This window comes from Sphingomonas sp. Leaf4, assembly GCF_920939515.1.
Taxonomy (GTDB): Bacteria; Pseudomonadota; Alphaproteobacteria; order Sphingomonadales; family Sphingomonadaceae; genus Sphingomonas.
On the sequence record NZ_CAKLBB010000017.1, the window covers coordinates 15276 to 41856 of the forward strand.

At 66.4% G+C, this 26581-nt stretch carries 19 protein-coding genes and 1 pseudogene; 12 read left to right on the forward strand and 8 right to left on the reverse strand.

Annotation, left to right across the window (positions count from 1 at the left end; all coding sequences use genetic code 11):
• Positions 1-4: 4 nt before the first annotated feature.
• The 4 genes and pseudogenes from LRA89_RS18750 to LRA89_RS18770 form a co-directional block, all read right to left on the reverse strand.
• Positions 5-580, reverse strand: coding sequence for a hypothetical protein (locus LRA89_RS18750; RefSeq protein WP_230772501.1), 576 nt, complete (start codon positions 578-580; stop codon positions 5-7).
• A 414-nt stretch (positions 581-994) separates the two neighbouring features.
• Positions 995-1806 (reverse strand): annotated as a pseudogene (locus tag LRA89_RS18755) (IS5 family transposase).
• A 494-nt stretch (positions 1807-2300) separates the two neighbouring features.
• Positions 2301-3614: an IS701 family transposase gene (locus LRA89_RS18760; protein ID WP_268934949.1), complete on the reverse strand. Its 1314-nt coding sequence runs from the start codon at positions 3612-3614 to the stop codon at positions 2301-2303.
• Positions 3615-3935: 321 nt separating this feature from the next.
• Complete coding sequence (locus LRA89_RS18770) at positions 3936-6692, reverse strand: hypothetical protein (RefSeq protein WP_230772503.1); 2757 nt, start codon at positions 6690-6692, stop codon at positions 3936-3938.
• Here LRA89_RS18770 and LRA89_RS18775 point away from each other — a divergent pair.
• The 8 genes from LRA89_RS18775 (at position 6648) to LRA89_RS18810 (ending at position 17318) form a co-directional block, all read left to right on the forward strand.
• Positions 6648-7649, forward strand: coding sequence for an NAD-dependent epimerase/dehydratase family protein (locus LRA89_RS18775; RefSeq protein ID WP_230772504.1), 1002 nt, complete (start codon positions 6648-6650; stop codon positions 7647-7649). The genes LRA89_RS18770 and LRA89_RS18775 overlap by 45 nt on opposite strands.
• A gap of 73 nt (positions 7650-7722) precedes the next feature.
• Positions 7723-8415 (forward strand): polysaccharide biosynthesis/export family protein, encoded by a 693-nt coding sequence (locus LRA89_RS18780; RefSeq protein WP_230772505.1) that lies wholly within the window; start codon positions 7723-7725, stop codon positions 8413-8415.
• Between the two features lie 146 nt (positions 8416-8561).
• Entirely contained in the window at positions 8562-8879 is a 318-nt protein-coding gene (locus LRA89_RS18785) for a hypothetical protein (protein ID WP_230772506.1), read from the forward strand.
• An 86-nt stretch (positions 8880-8965) separates the two neighbouring features.
• Positions 8966-10231, forward strand: a complete 1266-nt coding sequence (locus tag LRA89_RS18790) for an O-antigen ligase family protein (protein ID WP_230772507.1) — start codon at positions 8966-8968, stop codon at positions 10229-10231.
• A 67-nt stretch (positions 10232-10298) separates the two neighbouring features.
• The gene (locus tag LRA89_RS18795) at positions 10299-12503 is read left to right on the forward strand and encodes a GumC family protein (RefSeq protein WP_230772544.1); all 2205 of its coding nucleotides are present in this window, start codon (positions 10299-10301) and stop codon (positions 12501-12503) included.
• Positions 12500-13660 carry a tetratricopeptide repeat protein gene (locus LRA89_RS18800; protein WP_230772508.1) on the forward strand — a complete coding sequence of 387 codons (1161 nt, stop codon included), beginning with the start codon at positions 12500-12502 and terminating at the stop codon, positions 13658-13660. The genes LRA89_RS18795 and LRA89_RS18800 overlap by 4 nt, the downstream gene beginning before the upstream one ends.
• Before the next feature lie 74 nt (positions 13661-13734).
• Positions 13735-15426 (forward strand): ABC transporter ATP-binding protein, encoded by a 1692-nt coding sequence (locus LRA89_RS18805; protein WP_230772510.1) that lies wholly within the window; start codon positions 13735-13737, stop codon positions 15424-15426.
• Positions 15423-17318: an acyltransferase family protein gene (locus LRA89_RS18810; RefSeq protein ID WP_230772511.1), complete on the forward strand. Its 1896-nt coding sequence runs from the start codon at positions 15423-15425 to the stop codon at positions 17316-17318. The genes LRA89_RS18805 and LRA89_RS18810 overlap by 4 nt, the downstream gene beginning before the upstream one ends.
• A gap of 2 nt (positions 17319-17320) precedes the next feature.
• Here LRA89_RS18810 and LRA89_RS18815 read toward each other — a convergent pair whose 3' ends face one another.
• Positions 17321-18256: a glycosyltransferase family 2 protein gene (locus LRA89_RS18815; protein WP_230772512.1), complete on the reverse strand. Its 936-nt coding sequence runs from the start codon at positions 18254-18256 to the stop codon at positions 17321-17323.
• A gap of 77 nt (positions 18257-18333) precedes the next feature.
• Between LRA89_RS18815 and LRA89_RS18820 the strand changes: the two genes are divergently transcribed.
• The gene (locus LRA89_RS18820) at positions 18334-19419 is read left to right on the forward strand and encodes a glycosyltransferase (protein ID WP_230772513.1); all 1086 of its coding nucleotides are present in this window, start codon (positions 18334-18336) and stop codon (positions 19417-19419) included.
• Here LRA89_RS18820 and LRA89_RS18825 read toward each other — a convergent pair.
• From LRA89_RS18825 to LRA89_RS18835, 3 genes are read right to left on the reverse strand one after another with little or no spacing between them, the layout of a single operon-like run.
• Positions 19370-20458 carry a glycosyltransferase family 4 protein gene (locus tag LRA89_RS18825; RefSeq protein WP_230772514.1) on the reverse strand — a complete coding sequence of 363 codons (1089 nt, stop codon included), beginning with the start codon at positions 20456-20458 and terminating at the stop codon, positions 19370-19372. The genes LRA89_RS18820 and LRA89_RS18825 overlap by 50 nt on opposite strands.
• A 5-nt stretch (positions 20459-20463) precedes the next feature.
• Positions 20464-21564: a glycosyltransferase gene (locus tag LRA89_RS18830; RefSeq protein WP_230772515.1), complete on the reverse strand. Its 1101-nt coding sequence runs from the start codon at positions 21562-21564 to the stop codon at positions 20464-20466.
• Positions 21561-22343 carry an FkbM family methyltransferase gene (locus LRA89_RS18835; protein ID WP_230772517.1) on the reverse strand — a complete coding sequence of 261 codons (783 nt, stop codon included), beginning with the start codon at positions 22341-22343 and terminating at the stop codon, positions 21561-21563. The genes LRA89_RS18830 and LRA89_RS18835 overlap by 4 nt, the downstream gene beginning before the upstream one ends.
• 89 nt (positions 22344-22432) lie before the next feature.
• On the opposite strand from LRA89_RS18835, the gene asnB reads away from it, so the two are divergent.
• From asnB to LRA89_RS18850, 3 genes are read left to right on the forward strand one after another with little or no spacing between them, the layout of a single operon-like run.
• Positions 22433-24367 (forward strand): asparagine synthase (glutamine-hydrolyzing), encoded by a 1935-nt coding sequence (asnB, locus tag LRA89_RS18840; RefSeq protein ID WP_230772519.1) that lies wholly within the window; start codon positions 22433-22435, stop codon positions 24365-24367.
• Positions 24346-25425, forward strand: a complete 1080-nt coding sequence (locus LRA89_RS18845; protein ID WP_230772520.1) for an EpsG family protein — start codon at positions 24346-24348, stop codon at positions 25423-25425. The genes asnB and LRA89_RS18845 overlap by 22 nt, the downstream gene beginning before the upstream one ends.
• Positions 25419-26549, forward strand: a complete 1131-nt coding sequence (locus tag LRA89_RS18850; protein ID WP_230772521.1) for a glycosyltransferase family 4 protein — start codon at positions 25419-25421, stop codon at positions 26547-26549. Before LRA89_RS18845 ends, LRA89_RS18850 begins: the two co-directional genes overlap by 7 nt.
• The last annotated feature ends 32 nt before the right edge of the window (positions 26550-26581 follow it).

Consider the following 26581-nt stretch of genomic DNA (forward strand, 5'->3'; position numbering starts at 1 on the left):
CGCCTCAATCCTCGAGCGTGGCGGCAAACCGGACAAGACGCTGGATCGTATCCGGACCGCCGGTAACCATCGTCATCGGCAGGTCCTCGCCCAGTCCTTCGTCGCCCTCGACCATGAACTGCAACAGCGCCCAGGGACTGGTGGTCGGCGTCGCGGCGAGCACCGCCGCCATGCCGGGAGCGATGCTGCCGCCATCGAACTGAAAGGCAGGGAAGAGCTTGCGACCATTGTCATCGACAACAAGCAAGCGGTGGCTCGTCACCGCCTTATGCACCGCCTGCACCGACCGATAGCCGAGCAGCGCACGCACCTGTTCAGCGGTAAGCGCCCCGCCCGCCTGCGAGACGAGGTCGCGTTTGAACGCAGCCGTTCGAGCCAGCTGCTCAGCGACACGGAGTTCCTCGGGATCGACAGCGGGCGTATTACGCAAGATCGCGAGCAGCATCTGGGTGAAGTCTGCGGTGCCAGCCACATCTTTCAGGTGCGCCGGTGACAGCGATCGCGCGACCAACGCGGCACCGTTTTGCATCCGCCGGTAGATGACGTCTGCCACCTCTGCACTTGCTGATTGTGTCGCCATGAAGCTCTCCTGGTTTATACTGGATGATATAGTATTAGTTTAATCCAACTTCAACCAGCAAGCCATATGCTTGTTCGTCTGGACGACACAGCGAAGCTCCAAGGCTTCGAGGGCTCAGAGCCATAGTCGCAACCCTACCGAATAATATTCGTCGCCGATATCTCGCTTGGGCAAAAGCCAGGGTGCAGCCGGGACGGCGATGTGGATCGGCGCCAAAAGTGGGACCCCGACAAAGTCTTGCCAAGCTGTTGAATCTGCCACGAAGCTTTGGGTCATGAGGGGTCCCGATCGGCGCCGATCAGGATCCCTCATGACCCAATTTATTGTATAGATTACAAATCGTTAACACCGAACGACCACACTCGTCGCCGGGCTACGCTACCCCGACCGCTTTAATTCGGCGATTACATCTGCCTAGGCGGCGTGGACAAATTTGAGCCAGTACTTTGCTGTGGCGAGATGGACCATGCCGAGGAAGCTGCTGGCGAGCTGATCATAACGGGTGGCGATGGCGCGGTTGATCTTAAGGTGACCGAACATGCGCTCGATGCGGTTACGTTGCCTGTAAAGTACCCGGTCATGCTCGATCTTCATCCGGCGGTTTGAGCGGCTGGGAATGACGGGCTCGATGTTCCGTTTGGCAAGGTCGGCACGGATGGCGTCGGCATCGTAGCCCTTGTCGGCCAGAAGCGCATCTGGTGTGCGCTCGGGAAGGACGATCAGGGCGTCATACGCCTTGCAGTCTGCCGCCTCGCCGCCGGTCAGGTGGAAGGCGAGCGGTCGCCCGAGGGCATCAGCCAGGCAGTGAAGCTTACTAATGAACCCGCCCCGCGAGCGGCCAAGAGCGCGTCGATGAGCCCCCCTTTTCCGCCCGCTGCCGAGACGTGGGCGCAGACGATGGTGCTGTCGATGCTGTAGTGGCCGGTGTCCGCCATGATCTCGGCCAAAGTTACTGCTACGATCTCCCAGACCCCGGCCTCGCTCCACCGACGGAACCGGCGATAGATGGTGTTCCAGTTCCAGTATTTGGGCGGCACATCACGCCACGGCGCACCGCACCGGAGCCGCCAGAGTATGCCGTTAATGATCGAGCGGTTCTGCTCGGGAGGCCTGCCCCAACCACGGTTCTTGCTCTCTATCGGCAGCAGGTCCTTCAGGATGCGCCATTCCGCCTCGGTCAGATCGCCCCGGCTCAACCTTGCCTCCAAAAGGCAGCCTTGAATCAACCTTGGATTGTTCCGTCAACGCCAGCGCGAGGCATCTTCAATTATCGGCGCCGCTCATGCCACATGACGATCACCTCGACTAAGTTTCCGGCAGCGTCCCGATCAAACTGCGAAAACAGGCGATGCTGAACCCTCGGCTCATCTCCGAAGCGTCCAGCAACCTGATACGAGCATTCTGGCGTTGTGTAGGTGTACCCGCAAGAAACCTCTGACACCCCGATCAGCTCGGCCGTTTGTCCGGGACGATTTGCGAAGTGGGCAAAGGTCTTGCTCAGGTCGGGCCAGTGCGACGTGACATACCGGCTCACCTCTTCAGCGGTCGGCAGTGCGGGGGCTGGCTGGGTTTCCTCAAATGCTCGCGATGTGGCGCAGCTGGCGAGGGCCGGGATCAAGGCCATAATAGATCGGAAGCGCATCGTCAGATGCTATCCTACCTTGCCACGATACCAAGCCATTTTGTCCACGCCGCCTAGCACTACCTGGGCACTTTGATGTCAGAAGGCAGCCGAAAGCGTTTTTGACAGTGTGGGCAGCAGACGGGTGGAACGAGACGTTCGAAAAGTTTGCCGATGATGGCTTGTCGGACCGCGGGCAGGCTTGGTGCTGGCGGCGGTCCCGGTAGTCCGGTCGTCATTTTTTCCCCGCCCCGTCCGACGATGTTCGGCGAGGCGCAGGTGCTGGAGATAGGCACAGGCGATACACGCCATCAGCGCATGTCGGTGCAGGCCGGTCCATGACCGCCCTTCGAAATGGTCGAGGCCCAGTTCCTCCTTCAATTGCTGGTGACCCTGCTCGCATACCCAGCGCGCCTTGATCGCTCCTGCCAAGGCGCGGCGCGTCGTGTCGGCCGGCAGGTTCGACAGATAGTATTTGCGCTCGCCCGACGAGCGCCATTCGCCGACCAGCCAGACCTCTGCGCCGGGCAGGTGACGGTTGTTGCCCCAGGTCGGGCCATCGCCGACGCGCACCCGGCACATCGCGAACCGGGCCGCCAGCTTGCCCCTCGTCCCATGCCGCCACGCCAGCCCGGCCAGCATCGTCTCGGCGTCGCGTGGCTCCCTGTCCGGCACCGGCTTGCGGGCGCGTCCGGCAGGAGGCACGATCCGCACATCGGCATCGTAGACCTTCTGGTTCTTCACGATCCCCACCGCCCAGCGTAGCCCGCGCGCATCCAGTTCGTGACGGAAAGTCGCGCTGGTACCGTAGCCGGCGTCAGCCAGCACCGTACCAAAGCGCGCACCGGCCGCCCGGATACGATCGATCTCCGCCAATGCGATCTCGCCCTTGGTCCGCGGCATCATCGCATCTTCAGGCACACCCGCTTGCGAGCAGCGGCCCGGCTCACTCGTCCACGCCTCGGGCAGGAACAACCGTAGTCCGACCGGAACCGGCACCTCGCCTTGCGCCAGCGTCGAGGAAACCAGCGACTGGCAGTTCGCCTGTTTGCCCAGTGCGCCGCAGTATTGCCGCGCCACCCCGACCGACAGCACCCCCTTCTTCGGCAAGGCCGTATCGTCGATTACCAGATAGGCGTCTGGCCCGCCCACCAGGCGATCCGCTTCGTGCGCCAGTTCCGTCCACAATGGCGCATCGTCCCAAGCCGGGCTGGCGATGAAATGCTGTAGCTGATCGTGACCCGGCAGACCCAGTCGCTCCGCCATCGGCGACAGGCTCTTGCGGTCGCCCGGACCCAACAGGCCACGCAGGTACAACGGTGCCCAGGTCCGACGCGTCCTGCGACCCATCACTGCCAGGAATGGCGCCAGCCACGCGTCCAGTTCCTGCACCCTGTCACGATCGCTAGCCACCGCCACCTCGCATCTGCCAGCAACCACAACGATCTACACCGCATCAAAGTGCCCAGGTAGTGCTAGGGCGCATTATCAGATATCTCTACCAGACGCTCTTAGCTGCGGTCGACCCAGCGCATCATCGTCGATAACCCGATACCCAGACTCTCCGCTAGCTCCTGCTGCGTCCGTCTGCTGGTTGCCACCAGCCGTGCCGCTTCGTGCGTATTCCTTCATGCACCGTCGCTGCTTCGTTATCGAGTTCGCCTTTCGCTTCAAGGTAACTCTCCATTTTCCGGGAGCACGTTCGTTCCGTCGCGCGCAACGGCGAGGACGCCATCAGGACGGCAAGATCGACCAGTCATCCGTTCCATGATCGTACCATAGCATCAGCACCTTGTTACTTTCGGCGTAGACGGCGGCGGCGACCTGTTGCGTTCCGTCGGCACGGGCGTCGAGGAAAAGATACGGGTTGCCGGTGATGCCGCTGGCAAACGGTTGCTTTGGCGAACGCACCTTGCCCACGCCCTTGTCCATGTCGATCGAAAAGGCCTGAAGCTCCTGCCCTACCCGCCCGAGCAGGATCACGCGGTCCCCATCGACCATCATCTCGAAGTCGCGCATGCCCGTTGGCACGTCCTCGTATTTCCAGGTGTCGAGGCCGCGGAAATAGCGCAACTGCGAACCGCCCGACGGGCTGAGGACGTGGAAGGTCTGCTTGGGCTTGTCGTCGTGCTGGTGCCAGGTTTCCAAGGCGGCCAGCGTACCCGTCGGACGACCAACATCGAGCTTGCGGCTACCCCATTGCTGGCCGGGGGTGTGGAAGGCGTTGGTGATCGGGCTGGTCGGGAGCAGAAGATTTACGGTGCCGGCAAGATCGAAGAAACCGGAGAAACTGCCCGAATAGGTGCATCCCGGGTCGTAGCGGTGTCCGTCGAACAAGTCCTTGAACGTGCCGTCGGCTTTCACGCCATAGATGGCGATACCATTGCTCCACCGAACGGCGAATGCACCGATCGTGTCGGCAGGCGGCTTGCCGCCAAGCAGAACCGGCTGTCCGATCACGCCGCTATGCGAATCGACATGCGCGGTGATCTTCCATTGCCACACCGGATCAGGGCTGACCTTGTCCAGACTGACGTCGAAACGGGCCAGCGTACGCTCGTCGCCATGGACCATGATGATCGTCGCCCGCATGCCGTCCACCGACGACACGACCAGCGGGCTGCAGCGAAGCTTGATCGGCCGCTGGGTACAAAGCGGATGGTTCCATGGGCGGGACGGCTTCAGCACGAGATAGCCTCCGCGCTCCGCTACGATAAGGTTACCGAGACTGTTCGAAACTATCGCGGGGCGACGGGTTTCGGCGCGGTCGATCGTGACGGCGGTAACATTGTCGCGTTCGGGGAGCAGATGGAGTGCCTGTTCGCGGGCGAGCGGATAAAGATACTGATCAAAATCGAGCATGAGCTGATCGGTCCGCCACAACTGCCCCCAGAAGCGCAGCGTGTTGTAGATACCGGTCTGCGCCGCCCGCGACGCGAACTGGTAGAGCGGTTTCATACGATCGACCCGGCACGGTCGCCAGTTGCGGTACGATCCCAGCGATGCGGCCCATTGCGACGGATCATGCACCAGGCCGGGATCGCCGCCGACCGCCTGCAACATGGCGGTCCTCGCATGATTTTCGTCTTCGGTCGCGGTGGATCTGGTGCTGGCAAAGGTCGCCGATCCTTCGACCACGGCATGTTTGAACGCGAGCTTCGCGGAACGTTCGAACTTCTTGGCGTCCTGGATCGAACTCACCGTCTTTTCGTCGGTCATGAACAACTTGCCGCCGACGATGGTTTCGATCGGCAGATAGGCACCCCAATCCTCGAAAAAGCGCCGCAGCCGTTCGAAATGTTCGAACGATCGCCCGTCCTTGCCGTTGAACCATTCAAGGTCCGCCAGGCAGTCCGGATTCACCGGCTCGTTCGCGAGCTGCAACTGAACCTTGGGCACGGTCAGCTCGGAATAGGTGTAGGCGGTGCTGCCTTTCGTGAGGTTTGCGGTGGTATCGCTGCCGGCGATCTCACCGGCGACCGACACACCCCAGCCGGATGCGCCGACGCTGGCGGATATGCCGACGGTGGAGCGGATTTCACGCTGGTTACGATCGAAGGTCAGCACATCGTTGCTGACGAACGTCTGTTGCGGCGTCCGGAAGCGCATGCCGTGCAGCGCCTCCTCCATCGGAATCACGTCACGGTAGCTCCAGGTAATCGTCCCGCTCTTCATCAATATGCCTGCGGTAACGCCGCTGATCGCGAGAACATGCCGCGCGGCATCGCTGTCGAGCGCCGCGAATGTGTCGTCCCCGCTTTTGGTGGCCTTGCCGCGATCCATGGTCGGAAGTTGCTGGGCAAGGTCCCGAAAGGCGCCGATCTCCGCCGTCTTGCGATCGGCGGGAAGCGTAACCGCAGGTGAAACCGAAGCAGGCACCTTGAGCCGCTGGATCGATACGATACCGCCGGGTTGCAAGACGTCGGCGACGGCCAGTCTGGATTCAGCGTTCGACTGTACGATGGCCTTGTCCACCAGAAAGCTGTCGGTCTTCTTGATCGCCCTGACAGTTTCCAGTCTGCTGCGCAGCGTCGCGAGCTTCGTAGCCATCGAATACATCACGCGCCAGATCTCGACCCGATCGCCATCGAACCGAAGCTGGATGGCCGTCTCCGTTTCGATGTCGCTCTGGATCGTATCGCGAAGGACCCGTGGCGTCTTCTTCGACCCGTCGGCTTCGCTCGCCGCTGGAACCGGCGAGCGCTTGTGAGGCACGTCATCCTGTGTCGATCGTGGAGCTTTGTCAGGATTCTCCCTGCTCGTCGGTTCCTGCGCCAACCTGTCCTCCCCCTCGTTCTCGTTGCCGTACGGAAATGAAACGGCCGGAAGGCGGCAGCGCATTGTTCCGTCAGATTTGCTCGCGTTTTGATGCTGCCCGAACGGCAAATCTATGGCAACGGCAAAGCCCGGACGCTTCCTTGCGTTACCAGCAGACGGAGACAGGCCTTGAGTATCGTCGTCACCGGAGCCGCCGGGTTCATCGGTTCGCATGTCGCGCGCCGGCTGATCGACAGCGGGCGCGACGTGATCGGCATCGATAATTTCGAGCCTTATTACGACGTCGCGCTGAAGCATGCCCGCATCGCGTCGATCAAGGCATCGGAACACGGCGGCCGCTTCACGCTGCGCGACGTGGATATTGCCGACGACGTCGCGCTCGATGCCGCGCTGGAAACCGATGCGATCGACGGGATCGTCCATCTCGCCGCCCAGGCCGGGGTGCGTTACTCGATCCTCGAACCGCGCAAATATGTCCGCGCAAACCTGGTCGGCCATCTCAACATGCTCGAGGTCGCGCGGGCGCGGCCGGGGGCGCCGTTTGTCTATGCGTCGTCCTCCTCGGTCTACGGCGGCAACACGGCGCAGCCGTTTCGGGTGGAGGACCGGGTGGATTCCCCGCTCTCGCTCTACGCCGCGACCAAGCGCGCCGACGAGCTGATGAGCGAAACCTATGCCCATCTCTACCGCATTCCGCAGACGGGGCTGCGCTTCTTTACCGTCTATGGCCCATGGGGGCGGCCCGACATGGCGATGTGGCTGTTCACCGACGCCATCCTGTCCGACCGGCCGATCACCGTGTTCAACGGCGGACGCATGGTGCGCGACTTCACCTATATCGACGATATTGTCTCCGGCGTGGTCGCGGCACTCGACCGGCCACCGTTCGACGATGGCGAGGAAAAAGCCGGGGGCAGCCATTCGCCGCACCGGCTCTACAACATCGGCAACAACCGGCCCGAAGCGCTGGAGACGCTGATCGCGACGCTGGAAAACGCGCTCGGCCGCAAGGCGATCCGCGACTATCAGCCGATCCAGCCGGGCGACGTGCCCAGCACCAGCGCCGACATCAGCGCGATCAGCCGCGATCTGGGGTTCAGCCCGACCACGCCGATCACCGTCGGCGTGCCGCGCTTCGTCGATTGGTATCGCGACTATACCGGACGCTGAACGCGACAGCATTTGCGCCGTGCGTCGAGCGCGCCTATCGCAGAACGTACGGCCCAACGGAGAAGGATCGGGAATGTCGGTCGCCAGGACATGGTTGGCAATGGGCACGGTGGCCGCGCTGCTGGCCGGATGTGCGGGCAGTCGCGGCGGGGACATCCCCTACAACCCGGACGGCTTTGTCGCACCCGATCCCGTACCCCTGCCCGCGCTGACCACCGATTATCGGCTGGGCAGCGGCGATGTGGTGTCGATCCGAGTGTTCCGGGTGGACAGCATGTCGGGCGAGCAGACGATCGACACCGCCGGCCGGGTCAACCTGCCGCTGCTAGGGCTGGTTCCCGCCGCCGGCCGCACGACGAGCGAGCTCGAAGCCGATCTCAAGCGGCAATTGGGCGCGAGGTATCTCAACGATCCGCAGGTGGCGGTATCGCTCAAGACCGCCGTGCAGAAAACGATCACCGTCGATGGATCGGTGATGCAGCCCGGCCTGTATCCGGTGCAGCCAGGCAGCACGCTCATCACCGCGATCGCGATGGCGCGCGGCACGGCGGAAGGGGCGAATCCCCGCCGGGTCGTGGTGTTCCGGCGGATCAACGGACAGCGCATGGCCGCCGCATTCGACCTCTCGACGATCCGCAAGGGAGAGGAACCCGATCCGACGATTTATGCCGAAGACGTGATCGTCGTGGATGGATCGCGCACCAGCCAGGCGATGAAGTCCGTCCTGCAGTCGCTGCCGTTCGTATCACTGTTCCGTCCGTTCTGATCGCGTCACGAGATCGTTGCGCGACCAGGGGAAATCGGATATTCTCCACGGTCGAAGGAACCATCGACGCGATCGGTTCTTAACGGAAATATGAAATCATCCGCTACCGGGATCGACCCGGGCCGGATCGCCTTAGGGAGGCTGTGATGGCAGGCAGGACGATGGCGTGGATGGCGGCGGTCGCGATGGCCGGACAGGCATCGGCAGCGATGGCGGCACCGGGCGTGACCGCCGGAGTCGCGACCAACCGTACCGCGCTGGCGATCCCCGCCGAACCGCAGAGCGCGCCGACTGGGCAATGCCGTGCCGCCGATGGCACGCCGGTTTCCTGCGATGAGGCCGGTGCGATGCGCGGCGGCTATCTCGGCCGGAGCTGGCCGGTGCTGCTCGGCGCGATCGCCGCCGCGTCGCTCGGCATTGTTGCCGCCGTCAGCAGCAAGAGCGGCGCGCCCGCCAGCCCGTAACCGGACCGAACCAGCGGGATCGTCGATTGATGCCAAGGTCGGTTCGGGAGTATGTCCCCGCCGCCTTTTTGGGCGTTTGCATCCTGTTGGGTGGCGCCAGTTCGGCCGGCATCTTCGCCAACGGCTTGCTGCAACTCTTTGCCATCGTCGTGCTCGGGACGCTGGCTTTCACACGGCCAGCACGGCTCATACCGGCGGCGCGAACATTGGTCATCGGTGGCGCGGCCTTTGCAGCTTGGCTGTTGGTTCAGTGCATTCCCCTGCCGCCTGCCATCTGGTCGCATCTGCCCGGCCGGGCGACGGTGGTCGACGGATTGGCACTCAGCGGCATTGCGCCCGGCTGGGAACCGATGTCGCTGGCCCCGGACGCCACGATCGCCGCCCTGCTCGCCTTGTTGCCGCCGGCGGCGATGGCGGGATTGACGCTGGGCGCGACCGACAATGCGCGCCGCATCGTCATCGGCACGCTGATCGCGGTCTCGATCGGTGCTGCGCTGCTTGGTATCGTCCAGTTCCTTGGCGGAACCGATTCACCCTTCCAACCCTATAGCGTCACCAATCCCGGTCAGGCCGTTGGGCCGTTCGCTAATCGTAATCATCTGGCGACGCTGCTGCTGTGTGCGCTGCCGTTCCTCGGCCGGTTGATCGAGCGACGCAGGTTGCGGCATGGCGGCGCGGCGTTGGTCGGCTTCGCCGTGCTGGCGGGCGGCGTGGTGTTGACCGGATCTGATGCCGGGCTGGCGTTGCTGGCGGTCGTACTGTCGGTCATCGGCCTGCGCGTTGCGCGTCGCCACGGCCTGTCGCGAGCCAACCGCAACCGCCTGACGATCGCGCTGCTGCTCGTCGGGACGATCGCTGCCGGCGTGGCGGGGCGGATGGCATCGTTCGACGAGTCGGCTGGTGGCGCCGACCAGCGACGCAACGTCACCGTGCCGCGCACCTTGGCCGCGGCAATCGATCATCTGCCCGTCGGCGCGGGCGGCGGTAGCTTCACGACGATCTATCCGACTTATACCAATCCGGCGCTCGCCTCGCCCGCGTTCGTCAACCATGCCCATTCCGACTATGCCGAACTGCTGCTGGACCACGGCGTCGTCGGCATGGTTCTGATCGTCGCAGCATGGCTATGGTGGTTGCGACGGGCGCGAAGTGGCAGTGGGGAAGCGGCGCTGATCGCGCTGGCGATCATGCTGCTCCACAGCCTTGTCGACTATCCGCTCCGTACCGCCGCGATCGCGACGATTGCCGCGTTCGCCGCGGCGCTCGCCAGCGGGCAGCCGCCAGGTGATCCATCCACGGCCGGACGGCGCCGCGCATCACGGGAGTTGTCGGAAACCTTTGATCTGGGGTAGGCAACCAGCGGGGGCGCACGGCCAGCGATGGACGGGCTGATCGCCTCACAGGGAGAGGGTGGCAGACATGGCCGAGCATGACGATCACGGCGGCACGCTGCCGAGCCGCCTGACCGATGGCGGCAATCCTGCCATGCTCGGCCGGCCGGTGGTGGCGATCACCCGGACCGATTCCAAGCCGCGCGTGATTCCGCAATTCGACCTCGCCGATCTGTTGCGCGTCGTCGCCAAGTGGAAATGGCTGATCCTCGGCGCGGTCGTGCTGGGCCTCGCCGTGGCGATCACGGTCACAATGCTCTCCACGCGGATCTATCGTGCCTCGGCGACGCTGGAGATCAACACGACCCCGATCGAGGTCATGGGCAACAATCGCGGCGTCATGCCCAAGCTGCGCAGCGAGGATCAGTTCCTCCAGACGCAATATGGCCTGTTGCGCAGCCGCTCGCTCGCCGAACGGGTCGCGCAGGCCCTGAACCTGGCCGCCGATCCGGCATTCGCCAGCAACGCCGCCGGACGATTGACCGCCAATCTCGACGTCATGCCGATCCGCGGTAGCAATCTCGTCCAGCTCAGCTACACCGATCCCGATCCGGCGCGGGCCACCCGGATCGTCAACGGTTTCGCGACCGGCTTCATGGCCGCCAATGCCGACCGCCGGTTCGAGGCGACCGCCTATGCCCGCACCTTCCTACAAAACCGGCTGAACGCGACCAAGCAGCGACTGGAAGCCAGCGAGCGCGAGCTGGTTGCCTATGCCCAGCAAAAGGGCATCGTTCAGCTCGACGGCGGCGGACAAGGCGCGGCGCGCGGCGACGGGCCGACGTCGTCGACCGGCGATTCGCTCAGTTCGCAATCGCTGGTCGCGCTGAACGGCGCGCTGTCGTCGGCGATCGGCGAACGCATCGCCGCCGAGCAGCAATACCGGCAGGCGGTGGCGAACCGGTCGTCGGGCGACGCGCTGCAAAACCCGACGGTGCAGTCGCTTCGCGCCGAGCGGGTGAAGCTGGAGGCGGATTACCGCGAACGGCTCGCGACGTTCAAACCCGACTTTCCCGACATGGTGGCGCTGCGAAGTCGCATCCAGGAGATCGATCGATCGCTGCAACGCGAAACGGGCGAGGTATCGTCCTCATTGCGCTCGGCCTATCTGGCCGCGCTGGGGCGCGAGGCCGAGTTGCGCGGACAGGTGAACGCGCTGCGCTCCAACGTGCTCGACCTGCGCGGGCGCGGCATCGGCTATACGATTTTACAACGCGAGGTGGAGACGAACCGCACGCTGTACGATGCGCTGTTGCAGCGATTCAAGGAAGTGGGCGTCGCCGGGGGACTGGGCGAGAGCCAGGCCGGCATCGTCGACGCGGCGATCCAACCGACCAGCCCGTTCCGTCCCAGCCCGGTCCGCAACCTCGCGATCGGTCTGGTCGCCGGACTGGTGCTGGGCCTCGCCATCGCCTTCGCGATCGAATTCATCGACGATGCGGTCAAGACGCCCGAGGACGTGGCGGCCAAGCTGAACCTGCCGCTACTGGGCGTCGTGCCCAAACTGGCACGCGGCAAGACGGTGCGTGATGAGTTGATGGCCCCGCGATCACCGGTCGCCGAAGCGTATTATTCTATCATGACCGCGTTGCAGTTCACCAATGGCGGCAGCCTGCCGCGATCGTTGCTGGTGACGAGTTCGCGCGCGGCCGAAGGCAAGTCGAGCACGTCGCTGGCGCTGGCGCAGAATCTGGCGCGGACGGGCGTGCAGGTCCTGCTGGTTGATGCCGATCTGCGCAAGCCTTCGTTCATGGCCAAGGCCGACGGCGACATCGGTCTTTCGCGCCTGCTGATCGGGAACGACAGCATCACCGAACATGTCGTGCAGACCAACACGCCCAATCTATACCTGTTACCCAGCGGGACGGTTCCGCCCAACCCGGCGGAATTGCTGGCGACCAGTCGCATCCGGGCGGTCCTGCACGAAGCGATCGACCGGTTCGGCGTCGTGGTGGTCGATGCGCCGCCGGTGCTCGGCCTTGCCGACGCGCCGGTGCTGGGGTCGATCTGCGACGCGACGGTGATGGTGATCGAGGCGGGATCGATCCGCCGGGCGATTGCGCTGGGGGCACTCGGGCGACTGATCGCGTCCGGCACGCGGATCATCGGGATAACGCTGACCAAATATAATCCCAAGACCGCCGGATACGGCTATGGCGACGGATATGGCTATGGCTATGGCGCGACCTATGGCGAGGGATCGAAGACGCCGATGCTGGACATCACCCAGTGATCCGGACCGCGCCTGCGGTTCGCACCACGGGGATTCGTATCGCGATCGTCGCCGGCCTGGCGGTCCTCGGGTGGGGAGTCGTGCGTAACGGCGCGCTGGCCGCCTTCGCCGAAACACGGCCGAACGTCGCAATGACCTTTGCCCCCGCCGGGGGAGCTGCGCTGGCCAATGCGGCGCAGGCGCGAATCGTCGCGGCGGGCGGCACCGCCGATCGGGTGGCCCGGACGCAGACCGCGCTCGCGCTGCGCCGTGCGCCGCGAGATGCGGCGCCGCTGATCCTTGCCGGTCTCGCGGCCAGCGCCGATGGCGCGGCCGACCGGGCACAGGCGCTGATGGAAGCAGCACGCGGTCGCGATCCGCGATCGGGTATCGCGCGTTACTGGCTGCTCGATCACTATGTCCGCACCGCTCAGTCGGCCAAGGCGCTGGCCGAGGTTGGCCCGGCGCTACGCCTGCGGCCCGGCACGCGCAAGGCGATCTACATGCTAGTATCGGCGATGGCCGCGCAGCCGGAAACGCGTGGCGCGGTGCGAGGCGCGCTGGCGCGCGACCCGGACTGGCGCGAATCCTTCCTGACGACCCAGGCGAGCGCCAATATTGATCCTCACGGGCTGATGCGGCTGTTTGCATCGCTGCCCCCCCCGGCCGATCCGGCGGCGGCCGCGCGCGAACGGCGCGCGGTGCTATGGTCGACGGTGCGCGCCGGGGCCTATGGCGAAGCGCAGGCGCTGTGGCGGGCGGGGCGTCCGCCCGTCCGGGGCGATGCCGCTCCGCTCCGCGACCCGATGTTCCGCGACGCCCCCGGCGACGTGCCGTTCGTCTGGAACGCGCCTTCCGTGGCCGGATTGCAGAGGCAGCCGGGCGACGGACTGCGGATCACCTATCGCGGGGACGCTCCGGCGACAGTGGCCGAACAACTGGTCGTCGGCGAAGGTCGCTTCCGCCTGTCGCTGCACGGCAGCGGGACAAACGTCGTCGCCCGGCTTTCCTGTGTCCGAGACGAGGCGCCGCTCGCGGTTGCCGCGCTTGAGGGCGATACGGTCGATGCGGTGATCCCGGCGAGATGTGGCGCGGCATGGCTGCGGATCGTCGCCACCCCCGATGCCGGCGGGACCGTCGCGGCCACCGTCACCAACGTGCGACTGACCCGCGCATGACGGCGGACCGGCGCAGCGCGCTTGCTGCCGCGCAGCGGATCCACGATCACCTTTCGCCTCGCCGGCGACGGGAGTTGACCGCCACGCTGGTGCTGATGGTGATCGGAGCCTTTGCCGAACTGGCGACGATCGGTGCGGTGTTGCCGTTCCTGGTCGTCATCACCGGTGGCGAGGGCGGCCGCTATGACATGGTCGTGCGAGCCGTCGCGCGGTTGGGCGCGGCAGCGGGGATCGGCACCGTCGCGGTGTCAGCGATCCTGCTGGTGGCGGTGGCGGTGGCGGCGGGTGCATTGCGCCTGATCCTGACGCGGTCGAGCCAGCATGTCGTCTTTGCCATCGCGCACGATCTGGCGACGCATATCTACGAACGCACGCTGCACCAGCCTTATAGCTTCCACGTCCAGCGCAACACCAGCCAGACGATCTCGGGCATCGAAAAAGTGCAATATGTGCTCGGCAACGTGCTGCTCCCGGCGATGGCGGGCACCACGGCGGCGATCGTCGCGCTGTTCGTACTCGTCGCGCTGATATGGGTCGATCCGGCGACCTCGCTGATCGCCGCCGCCTGTTTCGTCACCCTCTATGCCGCCGTCAGTTTTCTCACGCGGCGCAAGCTGTACCGCAACGGCGACATCATTGCCTCGGCGTTGCAACAGCGGGTACAGACGTTGCAGGAGGGGCTGGGCGGCATTCGCGACGTGCTGCTCGACCGGTCGCAGGCGATCTTCGCCGACAAGTTCAGTGCGATCGACGCCCGCTTCCGCGAAGCGCAGGCGACCAACCAGTTTATCGCCGCCGCCCCGCGCTATGTCGTCGAGGCGGGCGCGGTCGTGCTGGTCGCCACGCTCGCCTTGTATGTCAGCACCCAGCCGGGCGGCGTGGTCGCCGCGCTGCCGATGCTCGGCGCGCTGGCGCTGGGCGCGCAGCGCCTGCTGCCGCTCGTCCAGCAGGTGTATTTCAGTTGGTCGCAAATCTACGGTAATCGCGGCGCATTGAACGGGATCGCCGATCTGCTCGACATGCCCGCCCCGCCCGAACCCGCCGTCATCCCCCTGCCCCCCTTCACCGACGCGATCACGATCGATCGGCTAGGCTATCGTTATCCGACGGGGGAGGCCGCGGCACTCTCGGACGTGACGCTGACGATTCCCAAGGGGATGCGGATCGGGCTGATCGGCAAGTCGGGCAGCGGCAAGAGCACGCTGGCCGACATCGTGATGGGCCTGCTCGAACCGGGCGAGGGCGAGGTGCGGATCGACGGACGGCGGCTTGATGCGGGCGCGCGCCCGTCGTGGCAACACCAGATTGCCCATGTGCCGCAGGCGATCTTCCTCGCCGACGCCAGCATTGCCGCCAATATCGCGTTCGGGCGCGATCCTGCGGACATCGACATGGACCGGGTGCGCGACGCGGCGCGGGGTGCCGAACTGGCCGAGCATATCGCGACGCTGCCGCACGGCTATGACACGATGGTCGGCGAACGCGGCATCCGCCTGTCGGGGGGGCAGCGCCAGCGAATCGGCATCGCCCGCGCGCTCTACAAACAGGCACGGGTGCTGGTGCTCGACGAGGCGACCAGCGCGCTCGACGACGAAACCGAGGCGGCGGTGATGGCGGCGATCGACCGGCTGTCGCGCGACCTGACCGTCATTTCGATCGCACACCGCGTCACCACCCTGCGCGGCTGCGACACGATCGTGCGGCTGCAGGACGGCCGGATCGTCGCCATGGGCGGCTATGACACGATCGTCGGGGGGGGCGGTTGATCGGGCGGGAGTGGCGCGACGACATCCAGGCCCTGCGCGGATGGGCGGTGCTGATCGTCGTGCTGTTCCACAGCGGCCTCGGCATCGCGCCGTCGGGCTTTCTCGGCGTCGATATTTTCTTCGTCGTGTCGGGCTACCTCATCACCGGCAACGTGTTGCGCGCACGCGAGGCCGGCATCTTTCGCATCGGCCGTTTCTATCAACGGCGTATCCGGCGGCTGTGGCCCGCCGCGTTCGTCACGCTGCTGGCGACGACGATTGCCGCCGCCATGTTGCTGACCCCAACCGCGCAGGTGCGGTTCTGGCCACAGTTGCTCGGCGCACTGACCTTTTCGACCAACGTCGTCCTGTGGCGGCAGATCAACTATTTCCACGATTCCGCAGCACTCGAGCCATTGCTCCACTTCTGGTCGCTGGCGGTGGAGGAGCAATATTATCTGGTGCTGCCGCTGGCGGTGCTGATCGTGCCGCGCCGCTGGTGCCCATGGGCGGTTGCGGCGGTCACTATCGCCAGCCTCGCCGCCTTTCTGTGGCTCTATCCGCTGTCGCCGGGTGCGATCTTCTATCTGCTGCCAACCCGGGCATGGGAACTGGGCATCGGATCGATCGCCGCCGGGATGGCGGCGGACGGCCGGGTCGGGCGCGGGTGCCGCCACGCCACACCGGCGGCGGCCGTAGCCCTGCTCGCCCTGCCGTTCGTCGGGCTGCCGACGACGACCGGCTATTGGCTGACACTGCCCGCCTGTGCCGCGACGGCGGTGCTGCTGCTCGGGGCACGTCCGGCGGGCGCGGCGGGCAGGCCGCTCGCCTGGCTGGGCGACCGGTCCTACGCGATCTACCTCGTCCACTGGCCGCCGATGGCGTTCGCGCACGCCATCTGGCTCGGCAACGCACCGCCGGCGCCGGTCGCGGTCCTGCTGGCGATCGCGAGCGTGGCGGCGGGGGCGACGCTGCACGCGCTGGTCGAGCAGCCCGCGCTCCGCCTGCCGTTGTCGCACCGGTGGTGGGCGGCGTTGCTGGCCGGATCGGCGCTCATCGCGGCGACCGGCGCGGTCGCACCCCGGCTGACCGGGACCGACCGGGCGCGGGTCGACCTGACGCCCATGACCGGACTGCCAGGCGCAGCCTGCGACGGATCGCGTACCAGCTTCGATCCCGCCTGCCGCACCGGGCCCGTGCCACGCCTGATGCTGTGGGGCGACAGTTTCTCGCAGCATCTCGTCCCCGGTTTGCAGGCGACAACGCCGGTCGCCTTCGCGCAGGCGAGCAAGGGCGGGTGCCCGCCGTTGCCCGGCCTCGCCCCGGTCGATCTTCAGGCGAGCACGGCAGTCGCGCGCGGGTGCATCGCGTTCGGCGACAGCGTCCTTGCGTGGCTGGAACGAACCCCCGAGGTCGAGGTGGTGGTGCTGTCGGGATCGTATCTGCGCTATACATGGCCCGGCGTGCAGGTCCTGCGGCACGACGGGCGGTTGCATTCACCCGACCCTTCGCTGCTTGCGGCGGCGCAACGCGATCTGGTGACCCGGCTGCGCCGGATGGGCAAGCGCGTCATATTGGTCGCAGCCCCGCCGCAAGCCGCCTTCGATGCCGGCCAGTGTCAGGAACGCCGGATTCATGAGCTGCCGCTGGCCGGCGCGCCGCACGATTGCGCGATCACGCCGGCAACGCGGCTGCGGGACAGCGACTGGCTGGCGGCGTTGATGTTCCGCTTCACGCACGAGGGCACGCCGGTCATCGCGCTCGATCCCGCGCTCTGTCGCGAAGGCATTTGTCCTTCGACATGGCGCGGCGCGCCATTGTGGGTGGAGGGCAAGCATCTGACCCGCACCGGATCGATCATCGTCGCGCGGCGGCTGGACCTCGGCAAGCGGGTCTGGCGCGACGCGCGCTGAGATCAGCGGCGCAGCAACCTCCGCGCGATCATGCCGAAGCGCAGGATGCCGCCGGGCAACAGTGCCAGCGCGCGATAGGCGCGATAGGCCCCTCCCCCACGGTCGACGACCCCGGCGAGCAACCGCCGCGCATCGGCGGGGCGCCCCGCATATAGTTCGCTGCGGACATATTGCAGTCGGGTCCGGTCGCCGAAGGCGGTTGCCGCCACGCGCCGCGCCGGATCGGCGATCGTGGCGACCGCGCGATCGATGGCCGCGAACACCGGAGAGAGCGGCATCGCTTCGCCCGCCTGCCGCGCCGCCTGTTCGCGCGCCATGATGCCGTCGCCGCGCACGTAAAACGACGTCGCCCGGTCGCTCACTGCCATCGCGTGATCGACTGCCAGTGCGATCCAGAACGCCATGTCCTCACCCGGGAAAACCGGCGGCATACCGCCGATGCCAAGATAGGCGTCGCGCCGGATCGCCACGCTCGACGCATTGAGCAGGTCCGGCCGATGATCGCGGAAGAAATCGATCCGGCGTGGCGGCGTCGCCATCATTGGGACGTCGGCGATCGGCTCGCCCGGCAGGACCGTGCGCGATGCCGACGATACCAGTGCCGCGTCCGGGACGGCGGCGATCACTTCCACCAGCGTCGCGAGATGGTGGGGGTGCCAAAGATCATCGCCGTCGATCAGTGCGATCCAGTTGCCATGCGCCGCAGCGACTCCGGTGTTCCGCGCCGCTGCCGGACCACCGTTCGCTTGCCGAATCAGGCGGATGTGCGGATCGCCCAACGTCTCGACCACGTCGTCGCCGCCGTCGTGCGATTCGTCATCGACGACGATGATCTCGATCGCGGGACAGGTCTGTGCCCGCACCGATGCCAGCGTGGCCAGGATCGTCGTCCCCTTGTCATACAGCGGGATGACGACGGAGAAACGCGGTTCGCTCATGAAGCGATGCCGTACCGCACCGCTATTGCCCAGACCAGCGATTGCCGGCCGGGCCACCCCACGCAATAAGGCGGATGATGCCTGACCGCCCCGTGCTCCTCGTCAGCCCGCTTGCCGACCACGCGCCGCCCGGCGGGCGGGCGATGCTGGCGCGGATGCACCGCGCGGTGTTGCACGACCTGTTCGGCGAGGATCTGCTGACCGTTCGGCCGGAGGGATGCGCAAGCCCGGTCGCAGGAGTGCTGCGCGGCCATATCGACGGCATCGATTCCGCCGCGCTGGCGCGGATTGTCCGACTGGCTCGCGACCGGGGCGTCGCGCAACTGTTCCTCGACGGATCGAATCTTGGCGCAGTGGCGCGGGCGGTCCGGCGCGGCTGCCCCGAAGTGCGGATCGTCACCTTCTTCCACAATGTCGAGGCACGGTTCTTCTGGGGCGCGTTCCGGGATCGGCCGGGGGTGCGCCCGATCGGCGTGGTCGCCGCCAACTGGCGGGCGGAACGGCAGGCAGTCCGGCACAGCGATGTCCTCGTCTGTCTCAACGCGCGGGACGGCGACCTGCTTGCCCGGTGGTACGGACGGCGGGCCGATGCGATCCTGCCGCTGACCATGGCCGAACGTCCGGTCGCGGCCGGGCCGCGCATGCGGAACGATGGTTTCGTGCTGTTCGTCGGCGGTGGCTTCTATGCCAATCGCGTCGGCATCGCATGGTTCGCGCGGAGCGTCGCGCCGCGTCTGGCGGTGCGTACCGTCGTCGTCGGCCGCGACATGCCACCGATTGCCGGGGTCGAGGTGATGGGCGCGGTCGACGATCTCGCACCGTGGTATCGCGACGCGCAGGTGGTGATCGCGCCGATCTTCGACGGATCGGGCATGAAGACCAAGGTCGCCGAGGCGTTGATGCACGGCAAGCACGTCATCGGCACGCCGGAAGCGTTCGTCGGCTATGCGCGGGACGTCGTCGTCGCCAACACCTGCGCCACCGACGCCGATGGTTTCGTGCGTGCGATCGCTGCCCGGACCGGGCAGGCATTGCCGCCGTTCGACCCGGCGATGCGCGCGTTGTTCGACCGGTTCCATGGCACCGCCGCCGCACGCGACCGGCTGGCGGCCATCATGACGCCACCTGCCGGTGCAGCGCCGCCAGCCGCGCCGCCAGCGTAGGAAAGGCGAAGTGACGTACCCGCCGGTCGCCATATGCGACTAGCCGCGCGGTCTCGGCGGGATCGGACCAGACCCGTTCGATCGCGGCGGCGGCGGCGTGGGGGTCGTGCAGCGCGAAATCGCGGCCCTGCCCTTCGCTCAGTTCGCGAAACACCGCGATGTCGCTGGTGACGACGGGGCGGCGGCTTGCCATCGCCTCGATCACCGCGATCCCGAATCCTTCATAGGCGGACGGAACCACGACCATCGCACAGGCGGCATAAAGTGCCCGGACCATGGTATCGTCGGCATCATGCAGGATCTGCACGAGGTCGCCGATGCCCAGTTCGGCGGTCAGTCGCCGGATCGCGGGCGTACACCCGCCGTCGTTGCCGACGATCCGCAGCGGTCGCTCCAGCCCCTGCTCGCGCAGTACCGCGACCGCCCGCACCAGCGTCGCGAGGTTCTTGCGCGCTTCGACATGGCCGACCGCAAGCAGGAACCGGTCGGACGGCGTCGCCGCGCCAACGCCGGCGGCGAAGCGGGCGGTGTCGACGCCGTTGTAGACGACCTCGACCGGGGTGCCCGGCCGGAACACGGCGATTTCGTCGGCGATCGCCTGCGATACCGCGATCACGCGCGTCGCGTTGGCGAAGCCGTGGCGCAGGATGGGGCGCCCGACCAGTCGCTCGGCGAACGGACGGTCAGCGCGCAGCGGCCGCAGGTCGTGGATCGTCAGCAGCGTCGGGCACGGCGCCCGCACCAATGGCAGGCTGAATACCTCGAACAGATCGAGCCGGTCGTCGCGCAGCGTCCGATGCCAGTATCCCCGTCCCGCCGCGAACCGGACCAGCCGCCCGCTGCCCGGCACCGGCGTCGGGCGGATCGTGACGTTGGCGCAATCGGCGAACCAGCCGCCGATCCGGTGCTCGGCCGGTTCGTAGAGCACATAGTCGACATCGGGGGTTGCCCGGATCAACGCACCATAGAGTTCGCGGAATCGCTGGTTCGCCCCCGAGGGCCGGTCGTCGAAGCAGGTCGCGTTCAGCCCGACGCGCACCGCCGCTACAGCCCCAGCAACGCGAAGTGACGCGCGATTACCCGGTCCTGCGCGAACGGAGCCACCGCTTCGGCAAGCACCGCCGGCGCGATGGGCCGGTCGATCGCGGCGAGGATTCCGTCGGCCAGCGCAGGTGGGTCCGCCACCGGCACCAGATAGCCGTAGCGTCCGCCCTGCAACAATTCGCCCGGTCCGGTCGGGCAATCGGTCGATACCGGGGTACAGCCCGCCAGCATCGCTTCGACCAGGACGTTGGGCATCCCCTCGACATGTGATGAGAGGGCGAACACGTCGGCATGGGCGAAATATTTGAGCGGGTTGGCGACCCTGCCCGGCAAGCGTACCCGTTCGGCCAGCCCGCGCGTCGCGACGAGCGCCTCCAGTTCGCCGCGCGACGCCCCTTCGCCCAGAATGACGAGCCGCGCCGCCTTTCCCCGATCGCGCAGCACTGCCATGGCGTCGATCAGGTCGACGAATCCCTTCCACGGCGCCAGCGTGCCCGCCGCGACGACCAGCGGCACCGACCGGTCCCGAAACCACGGATCGTCGACAGGCTCGGCAGCGAGCGCGCGCACGGCGGGCTGGTCGACGATGTTGTACACGCAGACATGCTTGGTCGCCGGGCCGAATATCGTACGATATTGCCCGACCATGTCCTGCGACACGCAGGTCAACGCATCGGCGCGCCATGCCACGGCACGCGCCGCCCATTTCAACACCCAACGCTTGGTGAACGGGCGGTTGGAGTAGGTATCGAACGGCGTCACCCGCGACGATCCGCTGATCTTCGCGCGCGATCCGGTGACGATCGCGGCCGCCAGCAGGAAGGTGTTGAGGTGATCCTCCGCCGAAAAGACCGCATCGGGCTTCGTCCGGCGCAGATAACGGCAGAGCGGCACGACCATGCCACGGACCTGCGGCTTGCCCAGCACATGGATGGTCACGCCCGGTGCGGGCGGTACGCTCAGGTCGGCATCGCAATTGCCGATGATGAGATCGATGCGGTGCCCGGCCTCCGCCAGCGCGGCGGCGAAGCGCCGCTGCGCGAGCGGCACGCCCGAGACGGCATAGCGCGGCGTTACTACTGCGATCCTCAGCGGCGTCATGGCGCTGTCAAACCCGGATAGTCCCGTTCGCAGGGAAGGAACAGGAAGTTGTTGTAATAGCCCGAACGACCGAGCGTGTCGGCCCGCTGATGGATCGCCGGATTAAATTGTGCGACCGGCAGCAATACCCCGCCCATCAGAAAATATCCGTCATGGCCAAGGCCCGCAATCCGCGCGAAGGTGGTGGCGATCGGATCGCTCCGGTGGCGTTGCTCGATCTCGATCAACAACGCGGGACGCGCCGTCGCGATCGTCGCCAACGCACCTTCGATGACCGCCGCCTCATGGCCCTCGACATCGATCTTGACGAGCGCGGCGTCGGTGAAACCGAAATCGTCCAGCCGGCGCAGCGCCACCCGATGCGTCCGGACCGGCCCGGCATGGACCGACCCGTCGACCGATCCGGCGGCGTCATGCTCGGTTCCGTCGGCGTCGACCGGGATCGCCAGCTCGGCCTCGCCATCGCGGTCCGACAACGCAAAGGGATGAACCGTCACCCGCTCACGGCCCCGCGCCCATCCGCTCAGCGCCCGCAGGCACACCGGATGCGGCTCGAACACCTCGACCCGCGCCCCGATTCCGGAGAGCGCCAGCGCATAGGCACCATAGTTTCCGCCAACGTCGATCGCCCGCGCACCGGACGGCACGAGCCGCGACAGCAACGCCATTTCGGGCTCCAGCGTGCCCGTCAGGCGCGCATGCCAGTATTTCGCCGGCACCTGCCATGCCGGTGGCAGTCCGTTGCGTACCGCCGCCTTGATCCGGGCCACCCCCGCCATGGTCGCTCCCCCGCCAAACAAAAGTCGGTGCTGGACTTTTATCCCTCGTCACGGCTTTGTCGCGCGCAGAGCTGGGTGGGAAGCGAAAAATGTGCGGGCTGGCCGGGATCTGGACGGGAGGCGGCGATCAGACGGTGGTCGCGCGCGCGATGGCGGATACGATCGCCCATCGCGGTCCCGACGACGCCGGGGCATGGGCCGATCCGGCCGCAGGAATCGCGCTGTCGCACTGCAGGCTGGCGATCCTCGACCTGTCGCCGGCCGGGCATCAGCCGATGGCATCGCCGTGTGGACGCCATGTGCTGGTCTTCAACGGCGAAATCTACAATCACCTTGATCTGCGCCCTATGCTGGGCGGCGAGTGGCGCGGAACATCGGATACCGAGACGCTGGTCCGTGCCATCGCGCGCTGGGGCCTTGCTGCGACACTTGAGCAGGCGCACGGCATGTTCGCGCTGGCGCTGTGGGACCGGCAGACGCGCACCCTGTCGCTGGCGCGTGACCGGATGGGCGAAAAGCCGCTCTATTATGGGTGGAACGACGGACGGCTGGTCTTCGCTTCCGAACTGAAGGCGTTGCGCGCGGTGCCTGGCTTTGCCAACCCGGTCGCCCCAGCGGCGCTGGCCCGCTACTTGCGGCACAATTGCGTGCCGGCTCCCCTTTCAATCCTGGAACGGGTGTTCAAGGTCGAGCCGGCGTCGATCGTAACGATCGACGATCACGGGCGCGCCGCCGCGCCCTCCTCGCCACCGGTCGTCGGCGCTTCGGGCCATGGCGGAATCACCGCAACACGCTACTGGTCGCTCGACGCGGTCGTCGGGCGTGATACCGACGATCTGTCACCCGACGAAGCGGTCGACCGGCTCCACGACGAACTGCGCCACGTAATCGCGCGACAGATGATCGCCGACACCCCGCTCGGCGCGTTCCTGTCGGGCGGCATCGATTCGTCGACGATCGTCGCGCTGATGGCCGAGCGATCGCCCAGGCCGGTGCAATCCTTCACGATCGGCTTCGGCGACCCCGCCTATGACGAGGCGCCGCATGCCCGCGCGGTCGCACGGCATCTCGGCACCAATCATCACGAACTGCACGTCACCGCCGCCGAAGTGCGCGACGTCATCCCGGCGCTGCCCGCGATCTACGACGAGCCGTTCGCGGATTCATCCCAACTGCCGACGGTGCTGCTCAGCCGGTTGACGCGCGGTTCGGTAACGGTCGCGTTGTCGGGCGATGGCGGTGACGAGCTGTTCTGCGGCTACAACCGCTATCTGGTATCGCGTCGGACGTGGGAGACATTGGCGGCGGTGCCTCGCCCGTTGCGGCATGTCGCGGCACGCGCGATCCGGGCGCTGCCGCCGGCACGATGGGACAGGATCGGCGGTGCCGGACCGCGCAAGGTGCCGATGCTCGGCGCGAAGCTCGGCAAGATGGCGGGAATGCTCGGCGGGGCACTTGGTCCCGCCGACATCCACCGCGCCTCCAGCGAGGAATGGCTCGATGGCGTGCCGCTGCGCAACCCCGTTCCGCGGACCGACGACGCATGGCCCATGCTGCGCGCGACCCCCGAGGAACAGATGATGCAGCGCGACCTAACGCGCTACCTGCCCGACGACATCCTGACCAAAGTCGATCGTGCGAGCATGGCCGCTAGCCTAGAGGTGCGGGTGCCGTTGCTCGACCACCGCATCGTCGAGCTCGCCTGGGCGACACCGCTGTCGCTGAAGAAACGCGCCGGGCAGGGAAAATGGCTGCTTCGGCAGGTGCTCTACCGCCATGTTCCGCGCGAACTGATCGAACGCCCCAAGGCCGGATTCGCCGTACCGATCGGCGCGTGGCTGCGCAGTGATCTGCGCGACTGGGCAGAGGATCTGTTGTCACCCGTGTCGCTGACCGCCGACTGCCTGCTCGACCCGGTGCCGATCCGCGCGCGCTGGGCGCAGCATCTGGCGGGTACGCACGACTGGACCGCATCGCTGTGGGGCATATTGATTTACCGCGCATGGGCATCGGCACGCGCATGATCGTCTATTGGGTAATGTTCGGCTTTCCGGCGGCGATGGCGCTTCTCGAACGTCCCGAGGCGCGACGGATCGGTTTCGCATGGGGGATCGTCGTTCTGGCGCTGGTCGCGCTGATCGGGCTGCGCTGGCAGACCGGTGGCGACTGGTTCAACTACGAACGCATGGTCGACCATGCGCTGTGGAGGCCGGTGCCGCTCTCGCTGGTTTCCGACCCGGGGTTCACGCTGTTGACCGGCGTCGCGGCCCGCTCGCAACTCGGCATGTTGCTGATAACCTGTTTCAGCGGGGTGGTGATGGCTGTCGCCGTCGCGCGATTCTGTTTCGATCAGCCACGTCCATGGCTGTGCCTATCGGTCGCGATTCCCTACCTCGTGGTGGTGATGGGGATGGGCTACATCCGACAGGGGATCGCGGTATCCTTCCTGCTGCTGGCGCTCGCCTCGCTGCGTCATGGGCAGGTCGCGCGTTATACGCTGTGGGTGCTGGCCGGCGCGGCGTTCCATTCGACCGCGCTCATCCTGCTCCCGCTGGCGGTGATGGTCACGAACCGCAACGTGGTGGTTCGCATCCTGTTGGGTTTTGCGGTGGTGGCGCTGCTCGGGTACAGCGTCGCCTCGACACGCAGCGACCTCGTGACCAACTATGTCGATGCCGAAATGGCATCGTCAGGGGCGGCGATCCGACTGGTCATGACGGCGCTGCCGGGCACGCTGCTGCTGGTCTTTCGCGAACGGCTGACGATCGTCGGGCCGGAGCGCAGCGTGTGGATGGCGTTGGCGGGTGCCGCCATCGCCGCGCTGGTGCTGCTGTTCGTGTTCCCCTCGTCGACGGTGGTCGACCGGCTGGCGCTGTATCTGCTGCCGATCCAGTGTTTCGTCTATGCCCGCCTGCCCGATGCGATCGCCGGAAGCAACAAGGACCGGCGGCTGATGGTGATCGCGATCCTTGCACTCTATGCGATCGCCTTCTTCGTGTGGCTCAATTTCGCGGTGAACGTCGAGTATTGGCTGCCCTACCGCTTCTATCCGCTGGAGGATGGCATTTGTCTCGAGTGTTGATCTCAATCAACGCCGCATGGAACGTCGCCAATTTCCGCGCCGGACTGGTCCGGGCGCTGGTCGCCGACGGGCATGAGGTGATCGCGGCCGTCGTCGACGATGGCGCCTTCCCGGCAGTCGAGGCGCTCGGTGCGCGGGTTGTGCCGCTGTCGATGGACAATGCCGGCATCTCGCCGCTCGGCGATTTCCTGCTGTTCGCGCGATACGTCGCGCTGTTCCGGCGCGAGCGACCCGATGTCTATCTGGGCTGGACGATCAAGCCCAATGTCTATGGATCGATCGCCGCGGCGCTGTGCGGCGTACCGGCGATCAACAACATCTCGGGCCTTGGCACCGCGTTCCTCGGCGCGGGATGGTTGATGCACGTCGCAGGGTGGCTGTACCGGCTGGGGCTGCGCCGGTCGGCGACGGTGTTCTTCCAGAACCCGACCGACCGCGATCTGTTCGTCGCGCGCAGGCTGGTGCGCGTGGAACAGACGGCGCTGCTGCCCGGATCGGGAATCGACGGCACCGTGTTCGATCCAGCACGCTATCCGCAGACGACCAGCGCGGCATTCCGCTTCCTGCTGGTCGCCCGCCTGATCCGCGACAAGGGGGTGTTTGAATTCGTCGAGGCGGCACGCGCGATCCGGACGACCCACCCCGCGGTCCGGTTCCAGATTCTCGGCTTCCTCGACGTCGCCAATCGCACCGCGATTGATCGCGCCACGCTGGATGGCTGGGTGGCGGAAGGCCTGATCGACTATCTGGGCGCGGCCAACGACGTTCGCCCCTTTCTGGCGCAGGCCGATTGCGTCGTGCTGCCATCATATCGGGAGGGTACGTCGCGCGTGCTGCTCGAAGCGGCAGCGATGGCGCGGCCCGCGATCACGACCGACGTGCCGGGATGCCGCGACGTGGTGCGCGACGGCGAGACGGGACTGCTATGCCGTGTGCGCGATGCTAAAGACTTGGCACGGGCGATGGGCGAGATGCTGGAACGGGACGACGCTGCGCGCGCAGTCATGGGTGCCGCTGCGCGATACGATATTCTTGCGCGTTTTTCCGAAGGTGAAGTCATCGCGCACTATCGTAAAGTCATCGCCAATGCCTTGCGCGGTCAGGTAACGTCCGCTACCCACTAGAAAAATTGCGCTGTCAGGTGCGATCGGTGGAG

Bases quoted from the DNA above. Each gene is read 5' to 3' on its own strand.
- LRA89_RS18750 (WP_230772501.1), bottom strand. From the start codon at position 580: ATGGCGACACAATCAGCAAGTGCAGAGGTGGCAGACGTCATCTACCGG.
- LRA89_RS18770 (WP_230772503.1), bottom strand. From the start codon at position 6,692: ATGCGAACCGATGAACCCGGCGGCTCCGGTGACGACGATACTCAAGGC.
- LRA89_RS18780 (WP_230772505.1), top strand. From the start codon at position 7,723: ATGTCGGTCGCCAGGACATGGTTGGCAATGGGCACGGTGGCCGCGCTG.
- LRA89_RS18785 (WP_230772506.1), top strand. From the start codon at position 8,562: ATGGCAGGCAGGACGATGGCGTGGATGGCGGCGGTCGCGATGGCCGGA.
- LRA89_RS18795 (WP_230772544.1), top strand. From the start codon at position 10,299: ATGGCCGAGCATGACGATCACGGCGGCACGCTGCCGAGCCGCCTGACC.
- LRA89_RS18815 (WP_230772512.1), bottom strand. From the start codon at position 18,256: ATGAGCGAACCGCGTTTCTCCGTCGTCATCCCGCTGTATGACAAGGGG.
- LRA89_RS18820 (WP_230772513.1), top strand. From the start codon at position 18,334: ATGCCTGACCGCCCCGTGCTCCTCGTCAGCCCGCTTGCCGACCACGCG.
- LRA89_RS18830 (WP_230772515.1), bottom strand. From the start codon at position 21,564: ATGACGCCGCTGAGGATCGCAGTAGTAACGCCGCGCTATGCCGTCTCG.
- LRA89_RS18835 (WP_230772517.1), bottom strand. From the start codon at position 22,343: ATGGCGGGGGTGGCCCGGATCAAGGCGGCGGTACGCAACGGACTGCCA.
- asnB (WP_230772519.1), top strand. From the start codon at position 22,433: ATGTGCGGGCTGGCCGGGATCTGGACGGGAGGCGGCGATCAGACGGTG.
- LRA89_RS18845 (WP_230772520.1), top strand. From the start codon at position 24,346: ATGGGCATCGGCACGCGCATGATCGTCTATTGGGTAATGTTCGGCTTT.